The following is a 19,398-nucleotide window of genomic DNA, read 5'->3' on the forward strand; positions in this document are numbered from 1 at the left end:
ATTGCCTCCTTTCTTGTAAACCCTAATTCGCTCAGAACCTGACCCAACCTCGAAGCTGGGATGCTTCTGCTATTTTGCGAATCCCTTCAATATATGCAGCCACTTTCATGTTCACGGAATATTTTTGTGAAGTATGGTAGACATTCAAAAAGCTGGCCGTTATCTTTTCCTTCAATCGTTCATCCACAAGCTCTTCCGTCCAGTAATAACCTTGGTTGTTCTGGCACCATTCAAAATAAGAGACTATCACCCCTCCTGAATTCGCCAAAATATCCGGGACTAGCACTATACCTTTATCATCGAGAATCTTGATCGCTTCCTTTGTTGTCGGCCCATTTGCCGCTTCGATCAGGATTTCACATTTTAATCGTTTTGCATTTTCATTATTCACCACTCCGCTAATAGCTGCTGGAATCAGCACATCACACTCTTTTTCCAACAATTCTTGATTGGATAATGAATCTTTGTATAAGTTCGTAACGACCCCAAAAGAGTCCCTGTTCTCCAAAAGGTAAGGAATATCCAAGCCATCCGGATTATATAAGCCTCCAAGCTCATCCGCAATTCCGACAACCTTAGCCCCCATTTCATGTAAATACAACGCTAAATGACTGCCAACATTCCCGAACCCCTGAATGATTACCCGCATGCCTTCAATAGGAATCCCCCTTAAATCACATATCATTTGAAGTGTGTACAATACTCCCTTGGAAGTGGCCTTTTCCCTGCCCTTCGATCCTCCTAATCTCAGAGGCTTTCCCGTAATGAATCCGGGTGAATCGAATTCCCTGATGTGATCGTATTCATCCAGCATCCAGGCCATGATTTGTGAATTCGTATACATATCAGGCGCCGGAATATCTTTTGTAGGGCCCACTATTTGACTTACTGCCCTGACATACCCCCTGCTTAATCGTTCTAGCTCAGATGAACTCATCTGTCTGGGATCACACACAATGCCACCTTTTGCCCCTCCATATGGAAGATCAGTTATTCCGCATTTCAAGCTCATCCATCCGGCCAATGCCTTTACTTCTTCAGGAGTGACATCCGGGTGAAACCGAATCCCCCCTTTCGTTGGACCGGCTGCATCATTATGTTGAGCCCGATACCCTTGAAACATCCTTGTCTCCCCATTATCCATTTGAATAGGAATACTGACTTCCAGAAAACGCATTGGTACTTTCAAAAAATCAAAAACCTGATCTGGATAGCCCAAAACATGAATCGCTTCTTCTAAGATATCCTGGAATTCTTGCAATGGATTATCCAATTGCAGTTTTTCAATCACCTTAATTTCCCCTGTCATTTTAGCACCTCACTTTTATTCTTATATCTTACTTAAGCAACTTTCATGCCAGCTTTGAAGATATCATGTGGGATAGCCATATACCGCCATTTGCAATCATCACTATCACACATACCATCATCAGGAAATATGTATGAATTCATAATCAATTCAGGTTTGCATATGTAAACAGCGATGATTAAATACATAAAAAAACGCATCCTTATTAAGATGTGTCAGTCGGTGACAATCAAATTTGTCTACAGTCATTTAAGGGATTGTACAATTTGAACGTTGCCTCCAGGCACCCGCGGGCGGTCCGCCCTCTTCGCTTTGCCCTGCTGGTCTCCCCTGGAGGTTCGGAATGCTTTCAATCCGGACAACAAGGAGACGTAAAATATTGTTGATTGCTGCGATGAATGTAAAGAAGAAGGCCACCTGGACTTGGCAAGGGGCCGTGGTCAACTATTCTCCATACATGCTTCATTCAAATAAAAAACCAAAAAGGTTTTGGAATGAAACTATTCCAAAACCTTTTTGGCTTATCGGATCAGTTTTTACTAGCAAAGTCTCAAAGCTGAATTTCTTCAACATGGTATTGAGGCGGAGCCTTCCGAAATGCCTTTGTGATATATAATAGATAACAAAAACCAATAATGAACCAACTTATTCCCATTATTAAGGAACTTATCTCAAGGTTGATCCAAAGAATGCCAATTGCTATAGCTCCAATTAAAGGCATTATTAAGTATTGAATACACCCCTTTATCGTTCGATGTTTCTTTTCCCGAATGATAAAATGGCTGATCACTGAAAGGTTTACAAAGGTAAATGCCATTAATGCACCAAAGTTGATCAGTGAAGTCGCTGTCACTAAATCGAAGAATAAAGCAGACAAGGAAATGACTCCAACTATGAGTACATTAATGGCTGGAGTCTTCCACTTAGGGTGAATAAACCCAATCCATTTTTCCGGAAACACTTTATCACGTCCCATAACATACAAAAGACGGGAAACGCTGGCATGCGATGCTAGTCCCGAGGCTAGCGTATTGACGAAAGTCGTACAAAGAAAAATGGATTGGAATAGCTTCCCACCTACATAAAGGGCGATTTCCGGTAATGCAGCATCCGGTTCCTTAAAACGGGATATATCCGGAAAAAAGAGCTGAATAAAGAAAGATGCGGTAATGAAGATGATTCCACCCCAAAGTGCAGTTAAAAATATCGCTTTTGGAATCGTTTTTTTCGGATCTGGCGTTTCCTCAGATAGTGTCGTTACCGCATCGAATCCCAAAAAGGAAAAACAAAGGATCGTGGCCCCGGTTATTATTGCCGAAACTTCCATTCCTTCATTTACGAAAGGCTTTATCGTAAACACTTCTCCTGTACCTTCTCCATCATTTAAACCTTTGACAACAAGAATGATGAACACTGCCATGATGGCAATCTGAATTAAAACAAAAAGCGCATTAAAGTTAGCAAGTACATTGACACTCCGGAGATTGAGAATGGTGACGATTGCTACGAATAATACTACCCAAATCCATGTAGGAACCCCTGGAAATAATGCTGTGAGATAAATTTTGGTCAACAATGCATTGACCATAGGTAAAAACAAATAGTCTAACAACGAAGACCATCCCACCAGGAATCCTAAATGCGGATTTATGGCCTTTTGCGTATAAGTATATGCAGAACCTGCAGCAGGAAAAACCTTTACAAGTTTTCCATAGCTTGCAGCTGTAAAAAGCATCCCCACCAATGCAAAGATATAGGCAGTCGGCACATGGCCGCCCGTAATCCCAGATACAATTCCAAATGTATCAAATACGACCATGGGGGTCATATATGCTAACCCCATCATAACGATTTGCCATAATTTCAGTGATCTTTTCAATGTAACCTCATTTTCCACCTATCATTCCTCCTTGAAACCGCTTTCAAATCAGTGGTCCATTTCTTAAATAGATAAATCTTCATGCCTCCCTCTTTTAAAAGTTTTACCTGTATACCTTAATGCAAATACTGTGCCACATAATTTCGGTTTACTCGACAAACGAAAAACGCCAAAAACGCTACTTAATTCCTGTATTCTTACCGGCACATGATTGATTTAAAGAAATGAAGTCTTGGAGCATCTCTTCATCGGCGATTCAATTCCCCATAAATTATTCGCCTTTGCATAACGCAAGCAAATGATATGCGTAAAAATCCTCATTAAATCACTTACTGTGACCCTGGCATGATAATTGCATAATTAATCATCCATAGGAATTCATTTATATGAGTTTCAAAACTATTATCGTTATAAGAAAATGGAGGAATAGAACTATGAAATATCCTTTATCCCCTGATGTTAAACCAGAGTTTTGTACCACCGGATCATTTATGCGCTTACCTTCTACAAGAGAAAATGCCAAATTGGCAGTGGTAGGCATGCCTTTTGATACAGCTGCTTCATTCAGGGTAGGAGCCCGGTTTGCTCCGCAGGCAGTCCGCCAGGCATCCATGACGTTGTTTCCTTATCATCCGATTCACAAGGTATTTCCGTTTGACGAATGTAATGCAATTGATATTGGGGACGTTTCGGTGATTCCCCATAATATACATCGAAGCTATGAGTTAATTGAAAAGGCTATGGCAGACTTGATGAAAAACGGTATCATTCCAATAGGCATCGGAGGTGATCATTCAGTAACATTGGCTAATCTAAGAGCTGCCGCCAAAATACACGGTCCTGTTGCTCTTCTTCATTTTGATTCACATACAGATACCTGGGATACTTATTATGATGAAAAATACTGGCATGGTTCCCCGTTTATCCGTGCATATGAGGAAGGCTTGCTCCAAACGGATAAAGTTTTCCAGATTGGCATCAGAGGTACGCTCAATCATCCAGGAGATATAGATTCAAGTACAGATCTAGGTTACAATGTGATAACTACGCCTGAACTGAAGAAAAGAGGAATCGAAGATGTCGTGAAGGAAGTCAAGAAAACCATAGGGGATACACCATGTTTCTTGACCTTTGATATTGATTTTGTAGATCCATCATGTGCTCCTGGAACTGGCACCTTGGAGGTCGGCGGTCTAAATAGCTTTGAAACCCTAGAGATGATACGCTCTCTGCAAGGATTCAACTTTATTGGATTTGACCTGGTGGAAGTCCTCCCGCCATACGATCCAACACAAATTACATCACTATTGGCAGCCACCATAATACATGACTTTGCCAGTTTAGTAGCCTTACAGCTAAAAGAAGAACAAAACGAGGAAAATTCAGCCGAAAAAAGTTTATAGAAGCAAACAGTTTCGTTGAAAAGGCATCTGCATGTAGTTCAGATGCCTTTTTTTCTATATCATCTTTTATTCTGTCCTGCATCCTTTATAAATCATTTCTATAAACTGAAAAACAAGTTCGAGCTATCGGTGTGGGAAAAAATAAAAAAACACATCCCCTCTAAAAGAATGGGATGTGTCATCATTTTATTCGTCCGATTCTGACTCAGGACGATTGGATTGTGTTGGCAGGGTATTCCAAAAGCTAGAATCAACAGTTTCTATTGAACCATCGGCGATAGCTCTGACAGCTGCATCCAAAGTGGTTATTGTTTGCTTTATTAAATAGCCATTACTTTTTTGTCCAAGCGCCACTGACTCGATATTGTGGTCCGACATACCTCGCATCTCAAAGAGCAGTGTGGCAATATCATAACGAACGGCTGCACCATTACGGCCAATATTTTCTCCAGAACCGCCATCATACTTACCAATATGCCCCCAACCAGTTGGTTCAATGGAGTTATATACAACAGCACCCAGTTTTTTTGACGCTTCTAATACCTCAGGCTTTACGTTAGCGTTAGTAGGATAAAGAATTGAACCTGAAACAAGTTCACCATCTGTTTCGCTTAACGTTCCCTGATGATGTAGATCTATCATGTAATCTATATCGTATTTCGCAAATACATTTTCGTGTAAAGCCTTTACCTCCACTTGCATGGAATCAGTTTTTTTATCATGCTCACGGTTTAAGTCTATCCCATTTGCATTCGCCCGTGTTAAATGTCGATCTCCTTTTGCTAAATAGTCATCAAGAGGGAAATTAACATCTCCCATTGCCCCATCTGCATTTAACATGGGAATGATCAGTATATTAACATTTTCCAATAAACCTTTAGTCTTATTCGTGCCTAGATGTTTAATGAATTCGAGTGCACCTTCAGTAGTCAGTTGTTCATTTCCGTGCTGTTGGGTTAAAAATAGTATAGTAGGATTCTTAGGATTTGAAATGTATTTCGCTAAGTAAATATCCCTCCCTTTTACCGTTTCGCCGATTACTTCCAATGCTAGCCTTTCTTGTTTAGCATCCTGCGTTTTAAGATAGCTTACCAGGCTTTCATATGTATGAAGTTTTGAAGTTGTCACTTGACCATTTCCAGCACTGGGACCATTTCCAACCGCTCCGACTGGCAGCGCAACAGCTGTAACTGCGCTTAATGTCATTAAACTAGATAATGAAACTGATAGGACTTTCTTTTTAAAATTCAATAAAAACCCTCCTTAAAATTTAATTACAAAAAAGTAACTATTATTAATATTCTGACATCTTTAACACTTTATGTTAATAGTGAAAAATAACTATGTTTCAAATCATTTTCTTCTGCACCATATAACTTGAAAGGAATTACTTCTACTAACGCGATATTCAAAAAGGCATTTTCTGTTTGCCGTAACCGATCAGGAAGAAAAACCAGGCGGGTACCCGTCTGGTTACTAAGTTGATGAAACTATCAATTTTTATTATTGCCTGCCCTCTGTCAGTGGAATTGACTTGTATTGTTCCGGATTGATTTTATATACTGAGCCATCAGTAACTCCATCAATTATTCCATATAACCCTCTTTCCACTGCTTTAATAAGCATGCCTTTTTTCTTTTGGCCAAAAGACTGTGTCTGGCCTCTAACTTCAAAGAGCACTGTCCCACTTCCGTTTAAAGCAAAGGCTCCTAAAGCCGTCCCAGGAAGATTTTGGTTTTGCGGATATAATGATATATTTCCATATGGAGAATTACCTTGTTCTTTCATAGCATTATATACCGCTACATTCAATTGTCTGGAAAAATCATAATTATAGTTTTTTGCATATTTGGCATACTCTTGTCCTGAAGGCGAGCTAGGATCAGGAACAAATTGAGCGGAAAGCGAGTATGTGACTAGATCATCCGTTCCATCAATTTCATAATAGGGAGCTTGGTGGTGCAAGTCCACAAAAACCTCCACCTTTCCATATTGCTTCAGGAGAGACTTGTAAACATCACGCGTCGTTTGTGATTCAGGTGTTATGAACCAACCAGGGGTGGATGATTTTCCAGGGAAGTCTTTAGCTTGAGGAGTATAATTTAAATCAGGATTAAAGTCACGATTGACATCGAAACCAGGATTGGACTCATAATCGAATGATTCATTTTTGTATGTATAATAGTTCCAAGATGGATTCACTCCTGCTAACTGTGGAAACTGTTCCACGACCTCTGACCAGGTCATATCATTTCCCCGGCGGTTCAATTCAGCACCATCCGGATTCATTTTAGGCAAAGCCACCAAGGTAATTTCTTTACGAATTTTCTCCGCTTCAGGAGAATTGGTCCCCAAAAATTTCAAGACATTCAAGATGGCATCCGTACCAGTTTTCTCATTTCCATGAATCTCACTTTGAATTAAAACGACTTTGTCACCTGTTCCCACGGTTGCTTTATAGATTTCTCTATTTCTATTGGAATATCCAGCTATATCCACTTTCACCTTACCTTGGCTAGCACTCGCAATTTGTTTTAGCTTTTTCCCTAATTCAGCATGATCTGTAAAACCTGAAACCGAATAAGTTTGTTGAATGGGTGTTCCTGGGGACGTTTCATTAGCTGCAAATGTTGGTACCGCAATACTCGCCGATAAAACGGCAACTCCTAGAGTTGAAACAATTTTCCTGTTTTTCATATTACAACAATCACTCCCTAAAAATATTATTCTATCTCATTATACAAAAGGGCAAAGTAGAAATATGTTGGAATTTGATGTCGTATTATGGATTTTAATGATCGGCCTAGTGGCCTTGGATATAGCCTGCTCAGTTATATACAAAATTGGGCAAAAGAACAGGGTGCTGAATATATTACATTGGAATGATTTCAACGCCTTGATACTCATCAATAAATTCAAAAAAAGTCGGCTATACTATATTTTATTTTCGCTTCTTATACTCCCCTATGACGTATAGCCTTTTTTGCACCTAAAATATCCTGCCCATGAAAGTTTGAAGTTTTGAATAAGGGTTATGAATGTAGCTTTTCAATAATGTTTGCAACTTTATAAAAAAGTTGAACCGTTATTAATAAAGTTTGCTTAAAATGAATGCTTTGGTTTTTTTGTAAGCCGTAAAACGCTGATTCACACGATATGTTTGATCAAACATAGTTTTACTTTATAACAAAAATTATACGCAGATGTAATGGAAAAGAGTCTTAGTGGTTGAAGAATCCATAGGTATTAATAAAAATTCCATTTATACAATATAATTTTTCTCCCGAATACTTTTTTGATGAGTTTCTTCTTTTAGTAAGTAGTACTAATTTTAAACTACTTTCGTATTGCTTCATTAAAGTTCGTCTTTTTAACGCCCAACTCCCTAATGTTCCCAAAAAAAGAGTAACCATTTAGGTTACTCTTTCTAAGATTAATTGCTATTATTTTTATCTGATCATTCAAGAAAGTTTATGACTGTTTTTCGGCTACTAGACTAAAATGTCAAGATAGTAAACATAGTTCCAATTGCTACATAAAAAAGTTCAAATTCTGACATGCTTAAATAAGATTGGCCAAGAATTATCACCCTTTATTTCTTCTTTCCGCTAGGAATATCTAAAAGTAAAATTTCCCGTTCCTTGCTTACCCAATGATTCTCAACCGGGTCAGAAAGGTAGTAGCAGTAAAAATGCATATTATAAAATGCACAAAATTAGAATTATTTATAAAGATTTAAAGATCATCTAAATCATCTTCATCTATTCTTGGAAGTTCTGGTTCGATACCTTGGAAAATCATTTTCAATTCACTTTCTAATGAATCTAAGTGTTCTGTCATGATTTTCTCTGCATATTCAGCATCTTGATCTTTAATTGCTTTAAAGATTGAAAAATGTTGGGCATAAATTGCCTTATCCATTCCACTGTATTGACCTAATTTTTCTCTTGTGATAAATAAGACCTCTCTAAATAAATCAGATGCCGCTTCCATCATTATTGAGAGAACCTTATTTTGACTGGACTTTACTATATAAGAATGAAATTTATGATCTGCAGCTACACTCTTCTGAAAATCATTTTCAATGAATGCCTTTTTCATTTCTTCTAATATTTCAGATATGATCGCCAGGTCATTACTTGTTCTCCGGATTGATGCTAATTTTATTGCTTGAACCTCAATGATTTTCCTAGTTTCTAACAAATCAAATATAGTGACACTATCCAAAGCCATTGTATAGGATAGGGTATGATATATCCCTTTCAACTCAGGTTCCTTAATAAAGGTACCACCAGCCTTCACTTCAACCATGCCAAGCATTTCTAATGACTTTAAAGCTTCTCTTATTACTGTCCGGCTAACCTTTAACTGTGTAGACAATTCGCGTTCAGATAGCAATCTATCTCCTGGTGATAACCCACCTTCAAGAATTAAGTGTCTAATTTCCTCCATTATTTTTACGTACGACTTTACTGGAGACTCTTTACTTAGTTTAATTTTCAGTACCCCCTTTTACTCTCTTAATAAAATATCTTTCTATAGTTTTTAGCTATAAACAAATTCAACTTCCGGCCAGACCAGGGAGTTATTCCCAATTATTATACGAGACATCTAGTGATATTTCAAAGTATTTCATATTATTCAAACTATTTCTAGATTTTTTTATGAAATAACTTTTATATTATATTTGCTTGTTTTCCTTGATCATTTTAATCCTCTGATCAAGTATTCCTGCAGTTAAATAAACACCAAAAGCACAAATAAGCCGCCAAATATTTGCTCATTCGTTATTTCACCCACCAATAAAAAAAGCAAGAAATTGCAGTAAAGGTAGAAATTAAAATCAAAAGAAACTCTCCTGACTCATTTAGTCCGATTCCGATTTCTCAAACTGATACATTCCGTAATAAATAAGAAAATGCACACGGGAAAATAATCATATAGCTAATTCCAATTATTTTGCCACTGATTAGGCAGATCCAACTCTAATATTCCTCACAAGTATCACATCCTTACATAAAGAGGAGTATCTCAATTGTTGTTGGTCATCACAATAATAGGAGTATTAGTTATATTGATACAGGGAAGCTTGTCTGAGTTTTTTATACTAAATATAAAAAAGGTGCCCTTTTTATTTACTGGCCAACTATTTTTGGGCAGGTAATTTTATTTCTGGAACCTCTATCTTTTCGTAGATGTCACCAATCTGGACCACTTTCGCACGTTGGTTGTAACATTGGTTTTATTATTAATAATTACTTATTTTAGCAAAAAGCCAAAGTGGGAGGGTTATAACGTACTCCTTTTAATAGAACTTGAACATATCACGGTAACGAATGCCGCTTTAGTTAGTGCTTTACAACCAGGATTCCCCCCTTTTAGGGAGTATCATTCCGAATCAAAATTTTCATATAAAAAGGAGTCATCCTAAACTTATAAAATAGCTTTGTATGGCTACTATGTTAAGAAGACTCCTAATTTTTTTGAATAATGATAAAGTGTTAATCTATCTTTATAAAAATAGAGAAAGCAGACTTCTTTTATAGTCTGCCATGTAACTTCATTTTTCATTTTTTACTTTCAAAATTTTTTTAAAGTTACGTTTCTTTTAATAGTTTGATACATCCTCTTTTTCATCCATTTTGCTCGCTTCATCATGGCTCGCTTCTTCTAAGCTAAGGTTCTTTGTTTCAGGTGCCATAAAGACGGATACCAGTAATCCGATAACGTTCAATCCTGCTGCCAATAGCATCGTGGGTCCAACTCCATATGTTGCTAAAGCAATTGGTAAACCGAATGTTCCGACTGAGGCACCGATTCTGGTTACTGTTGTAGCAAAGCCAACTGCAGTTCCTCTAATTTCTGTCGGGAATAGTTCATTTGGATAAGCCCATTCAAGAATAGCAGGAGCTCCTGCGAAAAATGCATACATAAAGAATAAACTAACGATGATCCAACCGCTTGCTTCAGGTGCTAACCCCAGACCTAGCAGGGCGATTGTGGTAAAAAAGAAGCCCCCGATACAGAGAGATCTCCGTCCAATGCGATCAATAAAGAACATAGAGACCGTACACCCAATTAAAAACATGAATGAAATTAATGCCGATCCAATATGGGACAAATCCCCCTTATTTAAATTAAAGGTTTCTAACAAAGTTGGTGCAAATGTATAAATCGCAAACATCGGGATTAATTGAAAATTCCAGAATAGCATGACAAAAATCGTACGTTTTCGATAGGCGGGCGAAAAGAGTTTCATGAGACTTGGTTTTTGAACTGGCCCTGAAGGAATATCTTCTAGTGTCGTGGATTCCCCATAGATATTTTTCATGATTCGTAATGCCTTTTCTTTCTGTCCTTTGCTTAAAAGCCATCTTGGTGATTCAGGAGTATTTAAACGCATAAATATAACAATTAATGTAGGTATAGCACTTGATCCTAACATCCATTTCCAAGCATCCGGTCCTAAGTTTAATAAAAAGTAGCCTGCAAAGTAAGCGACAGTTGCACCCAAATACCAAGATATAGTAAGGAATCCGATCATTTTCCCTCGATATTTCTTAGGTGCAAATTCCGTTAACAACGAGGTGGCAATTGGATAATCAGCCCCTATGGCTATACCTAACAACACTCGGATAATGAATAGCTGTTCGACATTTGTTGCAAATATTTGAAGTATGGATAAAACAAGAAATGCTATTAGATCCAAACGATACATGCTTTCTCGGCCAATCCTATCCGTTAGATAGCCGAATATTATTCCACCAATGAATATTCCAATTAAAGCAGAAGACCCCAGTAGCCCGTTCCATAAACCATTGATCTCAAATGATTGATTTAATGGGATTAAAGCCATTGCAACGATGCTAAGTATATAACCATCAAGAAAAGGACCACCTGCTGTAAATATTGTTAATTTCATGTGGAATTTCGTTAATGGTGAATCATCAACAATATTACGCGCTTTGGTTGACATTACTATTTCCCCCTTTGATTAAAAGGTTTCTTTTTTTCTTCATAATAATTTGCGCTTCATTTCTTTTTTGTTCCCATTTTTCAAAAATCTGCCTGGATGAAAGATGGTTAAAATGAATTTTGCAAATTGTCAAGAATTACAACACTCTCAATAGCTTGTATAATTTAGAAATACATTATGAAGAACTAAGAAGGAAAAGTAATGCTTTACTGGATGAAGGATTTTCGTTATTAAATTGACAAACAAAATCGCATTTTTAACGAAAACCCATAAAATATCAACGAATTATTGGTAAAATACCAAACTGAGCACCCACATATAATTATTTCCAATGATATTGAACCAAAGCAAAGCAAAGCGATTTTCAGTACATCAAATTAAATACGTTATCTCCCGGTAACTCATTTTTACTAATATCGTAAAAACGTAATAGAACCATGTTGTATTTAATATTTTCTATTTACAAAGTATGTTCAACCTTATTCGAGTATACTTCCATACCTCTTAACGCTAATTCTTTAAAGAATGTAGCCGTTTCAATACATTTTTCCGGAGGATACACACCTTTTCGTTTAACTTGGCCCTTTGCAAGCATTTGAGCCACAATGGAAGGAGGTACAGATGTTTTCAATGCTCCAGCAGGAATATTCCATTTCTTTTCACTCCCAACATAAACCTCAACTACAACTTTCTCTTTCCGACCATTTTTTTCACCTGTTACGTCAACACGAGTTACACTATACTGATCTTTATCCACTTTTGGTTGTATTAGTTGATTAGCAACAGTTAGTAATGCTTGCCTTGGAGATACCTCAACCCCACCCATATTAATAGGTTCCTTACTACCAAATCCAAGCTGAACTAAAAACTCCACTTTCTCATGGAACTCCCTTGGAAGAGCAATGCTGAAGGTAGTATTTTTACAACCCTGGTCTTTAAATGAATCATAGAGTGTAACGGGTTCAGGATGAATTGTATATACAGGATTTGCAAGGCCAATCGGTTCCTTAAATTCAACGGGCCTTGAAATAAGTGGATCAATTTTAGTTATTTCACCATCTTTCACAATAACCGGATTTAAAGTATACTCGTCGATAATAGTATCTAGCATATATGGTGTAACTAACGGAGAAGAGTATTCTGTAAAATCCTTCATGGCAATTGTAATATCAATATCAGATACTGTATCTAACTGTTCTACCCCAGCTAATGCCATCATATTTGAAATTCCAGGGCCACTTCCCATTCCAAGGACGGCTGTGATCCCGTTTGCCTCAAATTCTTCTGTCAATTCAAGTTGTTCTGCAGTTTCTTTTGGCCAAGCACCAAGGTCTACATAATTGACTCCCGCCTTTAATGCTGCCCTGGTTACATTTGGACATAGAAAAGCTGGACCGCTATTGATAATAACATCAAAGTCTTTAATGACATTGGCAGTTTCTTCTTCGTTAAGGACATTAATCTGCTTGGCTGTTAAACGTGGATCTCCGATTTGCTTAGCTCTTTCTTCTGCTTTTTCAATTAAAATGTCAGCAACCATAACCTCTGTAACTTCATCATTTTCTAACAAATCATAAATTGTCCCTAATGCTTGGATTCCTGCTCCACCAATAACTATAATTTTCATCTTAATTCCCCTCTCTTAATAAATTAAATAACAACATTTTGATTGATTCCATTAAAAAATTGAACTAGATTATTTATTGCTATAATAAAAATTTCTTTTGAAGCCTCGGGTGTATTAAATGCAATATGCGGACTAAGAACTACATTTGATATTGATAGCAGAGGGTTATTTTCCAAAATAGGTTCTTCATCAAAAACATCAATACCAGCGCCTGCAATTCGTGATGAAGAAAGAAATTCAACTAATGAAATTGTATCGATTAATTCTGCTCTTGATGTGTTAATTAGATATGACTCTCGTTTCATCAGTGAAAGTTCCCTTTCGCCTAATAGTTTCCTCGTTTGTTCCGTTAACGGCAGATGAAGTGAAACAAAATCTGATTGTTCTAGAAGCATTTCTAAGCTAGTAAATGTTACACCTAATTTTAGGGCTCTTTCTTTATTTGGGTTAAAAGTCCAACAAATGACATTCATGCCAAGTACCTTACATAATTCAGCCATTTTCTGCCCTATTCCACCCAATCCAATCAAACCGATTGTTTTTCCCTTTATCTCCATGATCATATTGGACTGATCCCAAATCCCTCTTGTTACATTTTGGTGATTCCGGTTAATATTTTTTGCTAGCGAAAACATTAATGCTAATGCATGTTCTGCAACTGAATTATCTGCATATCCAGGGGTATTTGTAACTGTAATACCTCGAGACGCTGCAAATTTCAAATCAATGAAATTAGAAGCACCAATCCCGGTAAATGAAATGATTTTCAATTTAGGGCATTTAGCAATAACTTCATTCGGTATTGACCATCCCAGAAGTATCCCATCGGCATCCTTTACCCTGTTTACAAACTCTTCTTGAGTTTCAGGTCTTCCTTCATAAACACGAATTTCGGCAAATTGTTGTAATGGATCGAGAAGTTCATCCGTTAGTAATTTTTTAAATTGCGGATCTGCATCTGGATATACTATTAACACCTTTATCACCCCCTTACCAATTTCTCTATTAATTTAGGAAACTTTAATTAGCAGATATAACTGAAATGGCAGTCTTTAAGTACTATGTTTTCAGGCTTTCTTTTTAGATATAGTACAATATCCTTTTCTTCTTGTTTTACATCATAGGTTAGAAGGGAAACCTGAATAGGTGAAAAAATGGACTTTCCCGTTTTCTTTAATATATCAACCCCTCTCAAGGTGGAAATTTAAAATGATAGCGTTTACATTAAGGTTGGTCTGACCATGGAATACCATTATTATATAACAGAAATTTACATTAGTCAAAATATTTTAAATTTTTAATCAACTAATATAATTAACATAATATTTCCCTTTGAACTACCCGCTAGTTATTAATATAGGGAAGCATATTTGATACAAAAACGAGAAGTCGCTGGGGCTGCATCGTGAAGATGCTATTTTTCAAGGAAGGAGAAATCATTAGAACATGGAGGGGAATTTAACAATCCAATAGGGCAATCGACTAGAAAGCATATTAATAGAAATGAAACCAATTTGTAACGCAGGCATATTATTTACAAAGACAAAAGTTAAATATAAAAAGTAGTCATAGAATTGGCTTTGACAAGAGCTTTTAATCCTTTACTACTGTGCCTTGTCAATACCGGTCTACTTTTCCCATTCAATAAATGATTTATTAGAGGACGATACGACTGTTTTCATATTGCAGTAGAGAATCTGTTCCGGCAGCCCATTTAAAGCAGGGAAAGGCATTCATATGGCAATTCATCAGTGTTTCTAATTTCATATCCGTTGGAAACTCCACATTTTTCATTTGGAATAACTTAAAACCACGATGAATGAATACAATTTTTGGAACTTTCCATTCACCTCATACATTCCTACTTCCGCCCAATCCATCTGAGCTTGCTTTCCCGGTGGAGTTTCAAATCTTACTGTAGCTTGTTTTTCGGCTGAGCCCGATAAGGGTTTAACAAATTCTCAATGAATCGTTGTTTTCCCCTCATAACCCAAAGTCTGAATTTCTTCAAAAAGGACCATACTATTTGTCGTTCCTTCTTGAATTCTTTGCAGAGCATAAGGCTCTTAAATGTTCCGAATTTACTCTCCCCCTTTCACATAGTTGATTGAAGTACTTGATTTTCCTTTATATATTTACTGACTGTATTGCGATCAAACCCCGTTTCCTCGGCAATAAAAATTTCCCCAGTCTTCAGCATCGTCTCAAACGCTCCAACTCTATTAAGTGAAGAGATGATTATCTGTTATTTTTGGAGAACTTTAAACCGTTGATAATGGGTATTTTAGCACCAATGATGACAGTGACGATTCAAATTAATTTAACTATATGAATAACTTGAACATGAATGGCCAAAAATAAGATGTATTAAGAAAGCAAAAAGGTGAATGCCTGAACGCTTCAACATTTAATCATTTGTATTTAGTTGGAACGGTTATTTTACATTCCCCTTCTTCTTTAGCTGATTTTGTTAGCTGTAGTGTTGTCTTGAACGTTCGCTTTGGTATTGAAACTGTTACACGAACGCTGGAAATTTTCTACATATCTGTTTTAATATAACTTACTAATTTAAAAAATTCTTTCATTCCTCAAGTAATATACAAAACACCTAGCTAACATTGGAAGGTTTCACCAAAATCATTAAATTTTTTAATGATTTCCCCTTCAAAGTTCACTAAAAGAATAGAAGGAGAAAAAGCTTTTTATACTGACATTGATCAGAGGAATCATTTTAATTCTGGATATCTTGGTTTTTGGGCCACTATTAAGCCCATAAACGCTTAGGTAGCCAAAATGATTAAAATAATGCGAGTTGGCGGCATAAAAAATCATCATAAATATATGCTAGAACTTCGATATAAAATCCATATTCACGGTTGAATTTGGGTTGAATACAATAGGATATGATCCAATGAATGTTATGAATGGGGTGGTATGGTGAAACATAAAATAATCATTATTCTTAGTTTAGTCTTTGTAGTATTTATGACTGTTTTACTCATCTTTTACCTCATTAAAGATGATTCTTCCCGATGGATGGTAGCTCTTGGGGGAATATTGGTAAGTGCCTTGCCCATTTCATTATTATTTGTTAAACATAATCCCTTTAACATTCCGATCATTATTGGTTATTATATTTTTGTTTTCTGTACGACATTTTTAGGTTCAATCGCAAATTTTTATGTGGATTTTAAGTGGTGGGACTCTACCCTTCACTTTTATAAAGGTATCCTCGTAGGTTTTGTTGGGATTGCTCTTTATAAACTATACATCCCTCAATCGGCGAGAAAAGATATTTCAAGGTGGGTCATCTTTCTATTTGTTCTCTCGCTTTCAGTCACTGCCTCTGTTCTTTGGGAAATCTATGAGTTCTCAGGAGACCTGACTTTTACTCAAACCATGCAGCGAGGCGGTAATAAAGATACTATGTACGATCTAATTTTCGGTCTTACTGGTGGTCTTCTTATTTCCATTTATTCTAGTGTACAAAAAATAAAATTATGATAATTTGTTGAGGTAATCATATGAATCGTAAGCTAGTTATTTCATTAAGTTTAGTGTATGTCCTTTTTATGGCTGCTTTATCTATTTTTTTCTATTCAGCCGATGAAACTTTCAAATCACTGGTTTCGATAGGCGGTGTGGTATGTGGGGCAATTCCCCTTTTACTGGCCTTATTTACCAAGCTTCAATTCAACCTGCCAATTATCATTTCCTATTTAATCTTCTTATTCGGTTCACAATTTTTAGGTTCTATTTTAGGTTGGTATGGACTGGGGTGGTGGGACACATTATTACATTTACTAAGCGGTTCCCTTCTAGCTTTTACGGGTATTGCTTTATATGAACGACTGGTATACAGAAATGCAGGCAAAGAGATATCCCCTTGGTTTGTCTTTTTGTTTACCCTCTCTTTCTCAGCACTTGGTGGTGTCATATGGGAGATCTACGAATTCAGTTCTGATCAATTATTCGGGATGACACTACAAGGCGGAGGGAATAAAGATACAATGATAGATTTAATTGCGGATACTATTGGGGGACTTATCATTGCAGTGTGGGCCGGAGTGCGGACAAAGATTAAGTTAAAGAAAACATGAAAAAACGTTCCAGTTGATTTCAGAAATCCGCTCCCTTTCCGCCGACTGCCTGCCAAAACAACTCGCCGTAAGCATGTAGCGGGGTCACGGCTAGCCAGTTATTCGGCAGGAGTGCCGCAAATTTCTTCAATCTAATGAGATTTCATTCCATATAAAACGAAAAGGGTTCGGGATGCAACCATTCCTGACACCCTTTTGTAGACAAACAAAAACGACCATCTTATCGATGGTCGTTTCTATGTTCATTTAAATATGATGGAAATTATTTTCTCCGTCGTCATCGCACTATCTACCACATACGTTCCAGGTCGTAATCCGTTGGCCTTGCCTTTCTTTTCAACCTCGTTAGAAAAATCATTGGCATTCTTAATGACTTTTGCTTTTTGAAGGGTTTTACCAACATCGATGCTTGTCGAGCCTTTAGACACCCTCAGAACTGTACGGTATATGACTTTCTCTGTTGGTTCTTTTACATTTTCTTTTTCAGCTTCCACTTTATCTTTAATCGACTTTGCTTCAGCAATCTGATCTTCCCATTCTTTTTCTGAATGTATGACATACCCTTCAGAAACCAGAGATTCTTTCATCTCATCTTCTGATAGTTTCTCCGATGTGCCGGTCGCTTCACTTGGACCAAAGAAGTACACTGCACCGCACAATCCTGCCGCAACAACAATGCCTCCGGCAAAGCTGCGCATTGATTTAGATGTCATTGGCCACAGTTCTCCTTTCATTCTTCGTTTTTATGTAAGGAGTAAGCATGCGTTCTATTTCATCTTCCGGCTGTTTTGTCTTCAGTGCGATGCTTTCAAATGAATAGCCTCGCTTATGTAGGTCGAGCACTTCACGCAACAAGATCCGCGTTTCGGAAGACATTGCTAGAACGCCTGCCTCTTGCACCGTAATTTCAGCATCTATCTCGATGTTCCTGATTTTTTCCTGTAATACATTCATTTCATCTCCAAAAGTGATAGCAACCTGTTCCAATTGACTGTCCACTTTTACAGAATCCTTTTTAATAAACGATAAAATGAACAGTAATACTGCTGCAGCAAACAAAATGATCAGAGCCCATTCCATCATTCTATGTCCCTCCTTAATCTTTGAATCTAATATCTCGCTTTCTAATTATATATTGATTCGTTCCAAAACTCGATTTAAAAGAACAAAATACCACAATAGTCACGTATTTATGACAAAAAAAGGCGCAGGGTGGCCATCCATAACGATTAATGATGAAAAAAAGAAAAAATGACTTCCATTTGAGGACCATTTTACCATAATCCATTCATCATTTATACCATTACTAATATATTAAGGCAAATGATCTTTATTTGGCATCCTCATACTGCAAGAACGCTGTCTATCTGAGTTAGTTCAACACATATAATTAGGCATTTCATTCATCACCCACATACATCAATTTCGTTTACTTTCCCTAAAAAAGTTCATGGGGTATATTAAATGACAAACAGGTTTCCAAACGATAAGATATATATTATCAGGTTCCTTTTCCTGTTTCATTAAATAGGTACATTTTTTTTAGTGCCATATACTTATTGGATTCATCCAAGATAATAAGGAGGAAACAATGAATATCAAAATAAATAATATACCGGGCTTCATGCAAGCCGAACTCGAACAACTTCAATCAACATTGTCCCCATTGTTGAAGAAAAATATGAAATACGGTTTTTTTTCGACGGTGATGATAGGCTTTTCCATCATTAATCTTTTTTTTCTTTTATTTAAGAACGAATCTTTACCCATCTCGAAAATCGCACTTGGAATCTATGCATTGGTGGGAGCTGTAGGATTTGCTTTATTAAAAGAAAACAAACACAACCAAAGGGAAATAGTGAAAATGAGTCAAAAATATATGTTGGAAAGAATCAAAAAAAGCGGCTATTTATCAGATGCCAGAAAAAGTAACTACTTTAAGAGAATAAATGAGCATCCGCTTACTGCCATGAATGTTTTTTTTGAGTTTCTTGCTGAAGAACAACATTGGAAGAACAAATCCTCACACCCGGAATAAATAAAAGGCTAACTTTATCGGTTGTGCAAATAAGCAAAAAAAGTCATCACAAATAAAACAACCAAC

15 protein-coding genes are annotated in these 19,398 nt (G+C 36.9%); 4 read left to right on the forward strand and 11 right to left on the reverse strand.

Features of this window, described 5'->3' with window-relative positions:
- Positions 1–31: 31 nt before the first annotated feature.
- The 3 genes from ACFRAK_RS09090 to ACFRAK_RS09100 all read right to left on the reverse strand — a co-directional run bounded on the left by ACFRAK_RS09090 (position 32) and on the right by ACFRAK_RS09100 (position 3,206).
- A complete protein-coding gene (locus tag ACFRAK_RS09090; RefSeq protein ID WP_387597398.1) occupies positions 32–1,309 on the reverse strand; it encodes a Glu/Leu/Phe/Val family dehydrogenase in 1,278 nt (425 codons plus the stop codon).
- 249 nt (positions 1,310–1,558) lie between these two features.
- Positions 1,559–1,753, reverse strand: coding sequence for a hypothetical protein (locus tag ACFRAK_RS09095; protein WP_387707437.1), 195 nt, complete (start codon positions 1,751–1,753; stop codon positions 1,559–1,561).
- Between the two features lie 106 nt (positions 1,754–1,859).
- The gene (locus ACFRAK_RS09100) at positions 1,860–3,206 is read right to left on the reverse strand and encodes an APC family permease (protein ID WP_387597401.1); all 1,347 of its coding nucleotides are present in this window, start codon (positions 3,204–3,206) and stop codon (positions 1,860–1,862) included.
- A 416-nt stretch (positions 3,207–3,622) separates the two neighbouring features.
- Here ACFRAK_RS09100 and speB point away from each other — a divergent pair, with 416 nt between their 5' ends.
- Positions 3,623–4,591, forward strand: coding sequence for an agmatinase (gene speB / locus ACFRAK_RS09105; protein WP_387597404.1), 969 nt, complete (start codon positions 3,623–3,625; stop codon positions 4,589–4,591).
- A 186-nt stretch (positions 4,592–4,777) separates the two neighbouring features.
- Here the strand turns inward: speB and ACFRAK_RS09110 are convergent, their stop codons facing one another.
- The 6 genes from ACFRAK_RS09110 to ACFRAK_RS09135 form a co-directional block, all read right to left on the reverse strand.
- Positions 4,778–5,842 carry a M14 family zinc carboxypeptidase gene (locus ACFRAK_RS09110; RefSeq protein WP_387597407.1) on the reverse strand — a complete coding sequence of 355 codons (1,065 nt, stop codon included), beginning with the start codon at positions 5,840–5,842 and terminating at the stop codon, positions 4,778–4,780.
- A gap of 252 nt (positions 5,843–6,094) precedes the next feature.
- On the reverse strand, positions 6,095–7,288 hold the full coding sequence (locus ACFRAK_RS09115) for a M14 family zinc carboxypeptidase (protein WP_387597410.1): 1,194 nt from the start codon (positions 7,286–7,288) through the stop codon (positions 6,095–6,097).
- 1,038 nt (positions 7,289–8,326) lie between these two features.
- Entirely contained in the window at positions 8,327–9,043 is a 717-nt protein-coding gene (locus tag ACFRAK_RS09120; protein WP_394571643.1) for a FadR/GntR family transcriptional regulator, read from the reverse strand.
- Positions 9,044–10,199: 1,156 nt separating this feature from the next.
- The gene (locus tag ACFRAK_RS09125; protein ID WP_349728119.1) at positions 10,200–11,567 is read right to left on the reverse strand and encodes an MFS transporter; all 1,368 of its coding nucleotides are present in this window, start codon (positions 11,565–11,567) and stop codon (positions 10,200–10,202) included.
- A gap of 460 nt (positions 11,568–12,027) precedes the next feature.
- Positions 12,028–13,194 carry a saccharopine dehydrogenase family protein gene (locus tag ACFRAK_RS09130; RefSeq protein ID WP_394571645.1) on the reverse strand — a complete coding sequence of 389 codons (1,167 nt, stop codon included), beginning with the start codon at positions 13,192–13,194 and terminating at the stop codon, positions 12,028–12,030.
- Positions 13,195–13,217: 23 nt separating this feature from the next.
- Positions 13,218–14,171, reverse strand: a complete 954-nt coding sequence (locus tag ACFRAK_RS09135; protein WP_387597418.1) for a 2-hydroxyacid dehydrogenase — start codon at positions 14,169–14,171, stop codon at positions 13,218–13,220.
- A 1,957-nt stretch (positions 14,172–16,128) separates the two neighbouring features.
- Here ACFRAK_RS09135 and ACFRAK_RS09140 point away from each other — a divergent pair.
- Both ACFRAK_RS09140 and ACFRAK_RS09145 read left to right on the forward strand, forming a co-directional pair.
- Positions 16,129–16,698 carry a DUF2238 domain-containing protein gene (locus tag ACFRAK_RS09140; RefSeq protein WP_394571646.1) on the forward strand — a complete coding sequence of 190 codons (570 nt, stop codon included), beginning with the start codon at positions 16,129–16,131 and terminating at the stop codon, positions 16,696–16,698.
- A gap of 20 nt (positions 16,699–16,718) precedes the next feature.
- Positions 16,719–17,294, forward strand: a complete 576-nt coding sequence (locus ACFRAK_RS09145; protein ID WP_387597423.1) for a DUF2238 domain-containing protein — start codon at positions 16,719–16,721, stop codon at positions 17,292–17,294.
- Positions 17,295–17,536: 242 nt separating this feature from the next.
- Here the strand turns inward: ACFRAK_RS09145 and ACFRAK_RS09150 are convergent, their stop codons facing one another.
- Together ACFRAK_RS09150 and ACFRAK_RS09155 are read right to left on the reverse strand one after the other, a co-directional pair.
- Positions 17,537–18,007 carry a hypothetical protein gene (locus ACFRAK_RS09150; RefSeq protein WP_394571647.1) on the reverse strand — a complete coding sequence of 157 codons (471 nt, stop codon included), beginning with the start codon at positions 18,005–18,007 and terminating at the stop codon, positions 17,537–17,539.
- The gene (locus ACFRAK_RS09155) at positions 17,997–18,377 is read right to left on the reverse strand and encodes a hypothetical protein (RefSeq protein WP_228467446.1); all 381 of its coding nucleotides are present in this window, start codon (positions 18,375–18,377) and stop codon (positions 17,997–17,999) included. Before ACFRAK_RS09155 ends, ACFRAK_RS09150 begins: the two co-directional genes overlap by 11 nt.
- A 508-nt stretch (positions 18,378–18,885) precedes the next feature.
- On the opposite strand from ACFRAK_RS09155, the gene ACFRAK_RS09160 reads away from it, so the two are divergent.
- Positions 18,886–19,332 carry a DUF5392 family protein gene (locus ACFRAK_RS09160; RefSeq protein WP_387597429.1) on the forward strand — a complete coding sequence of 149 codons (447 nt, stop codon included), beginning with the start codon at positions 18,886–18,888 and terminating at the stop codon, positions 19,330–19,332.
- The last annotated feature ends 66 nt before the right edge of the window (positions 19,333–19,398 follow it).

Source organism: Peribacillus sp. NPDC056705 (genome assembly GCF_043656335.1).

Bases quoted from the DNA above. Each gene is read 5' to 3' on its own strand.
- ACFRAK_RS09115 (WP_387597410.1), bottom strand. From the start codon at position 7,288: ATGAAAAACAGGAAAATTGTTTCAACTCTAGGAGTTGCCGTTTTATCG.
- ACFRAK_RS09145 (WP_387597423.1), top strand. From the start codon at position 16,719: ATGAATCGTAAGCTAGTTATTTCATTAAGTTTAGTGTATGTCCTTTTT.
- ACFRAK_RS09150 (WP_394571647.1), bottom strand. From the start codon at position 18,007: ATGACATCTAAATCAATGCGCAGCTTTGCCGGAGGCATTGTTGTTGCG.
- ACFRAK_RS09155 (WP_228467446.1), bottom strand. From the start codon at position 18,377: ATGATGGAATGGGCTCTGATCATTTTGTTTGCTGCAGCAGTATTACTG.
- ACFRAK_RS09140 (WP_394571646.1), top strand. From the start codon at position 16,129: ATGGTGAAACATAAAATAATCATTATTCTTAGTTTAGTCTTTGTAGTA.
- ACFRAK_RS09120 (WP_394571643.1), bottom strand. From the start codon at position 9,043: ATGGAGGAAATTAGACACTTAATTCTTGAAGGTGGGTTATCACCAGGA.
- ACFRAK_RS09090 (WP_387597398.1), bottom strand. From the start codon at position 1,309: ATGACAGGGGAAATTAAGGTGATTGAAAAACTGCAATTGGATAATCCA.
- speB (WP_387597404.1), top strand. From the start codon at position 3,623: ATGAAATATCCTTTATCCCCTGATGTTAAACCAGAGTTTTGTACCACC.
- ACFRAK_RS09160 (WP_387597429.1), top strand. From the start codon at position 18,886: ATGAATATCAAAATAAATAATATACCGGGCTTCATGCAAGCCGAACTC.
- ACFRAK_RS09130 (WP_394571645.1), bottom strand. From the start codon at position 13,194: ATGAAAATTATAGTTATTGGTGGAGCAGGAATCCAAGCATTAGGGACA.
- ACFRAK_RS09125 (WP_349728119.1), bottom strand. From the start codon at position 11,567: ATGTCAACCAAAGCGCGTAATATTGTTGATGATTCACCATTAACGAAA.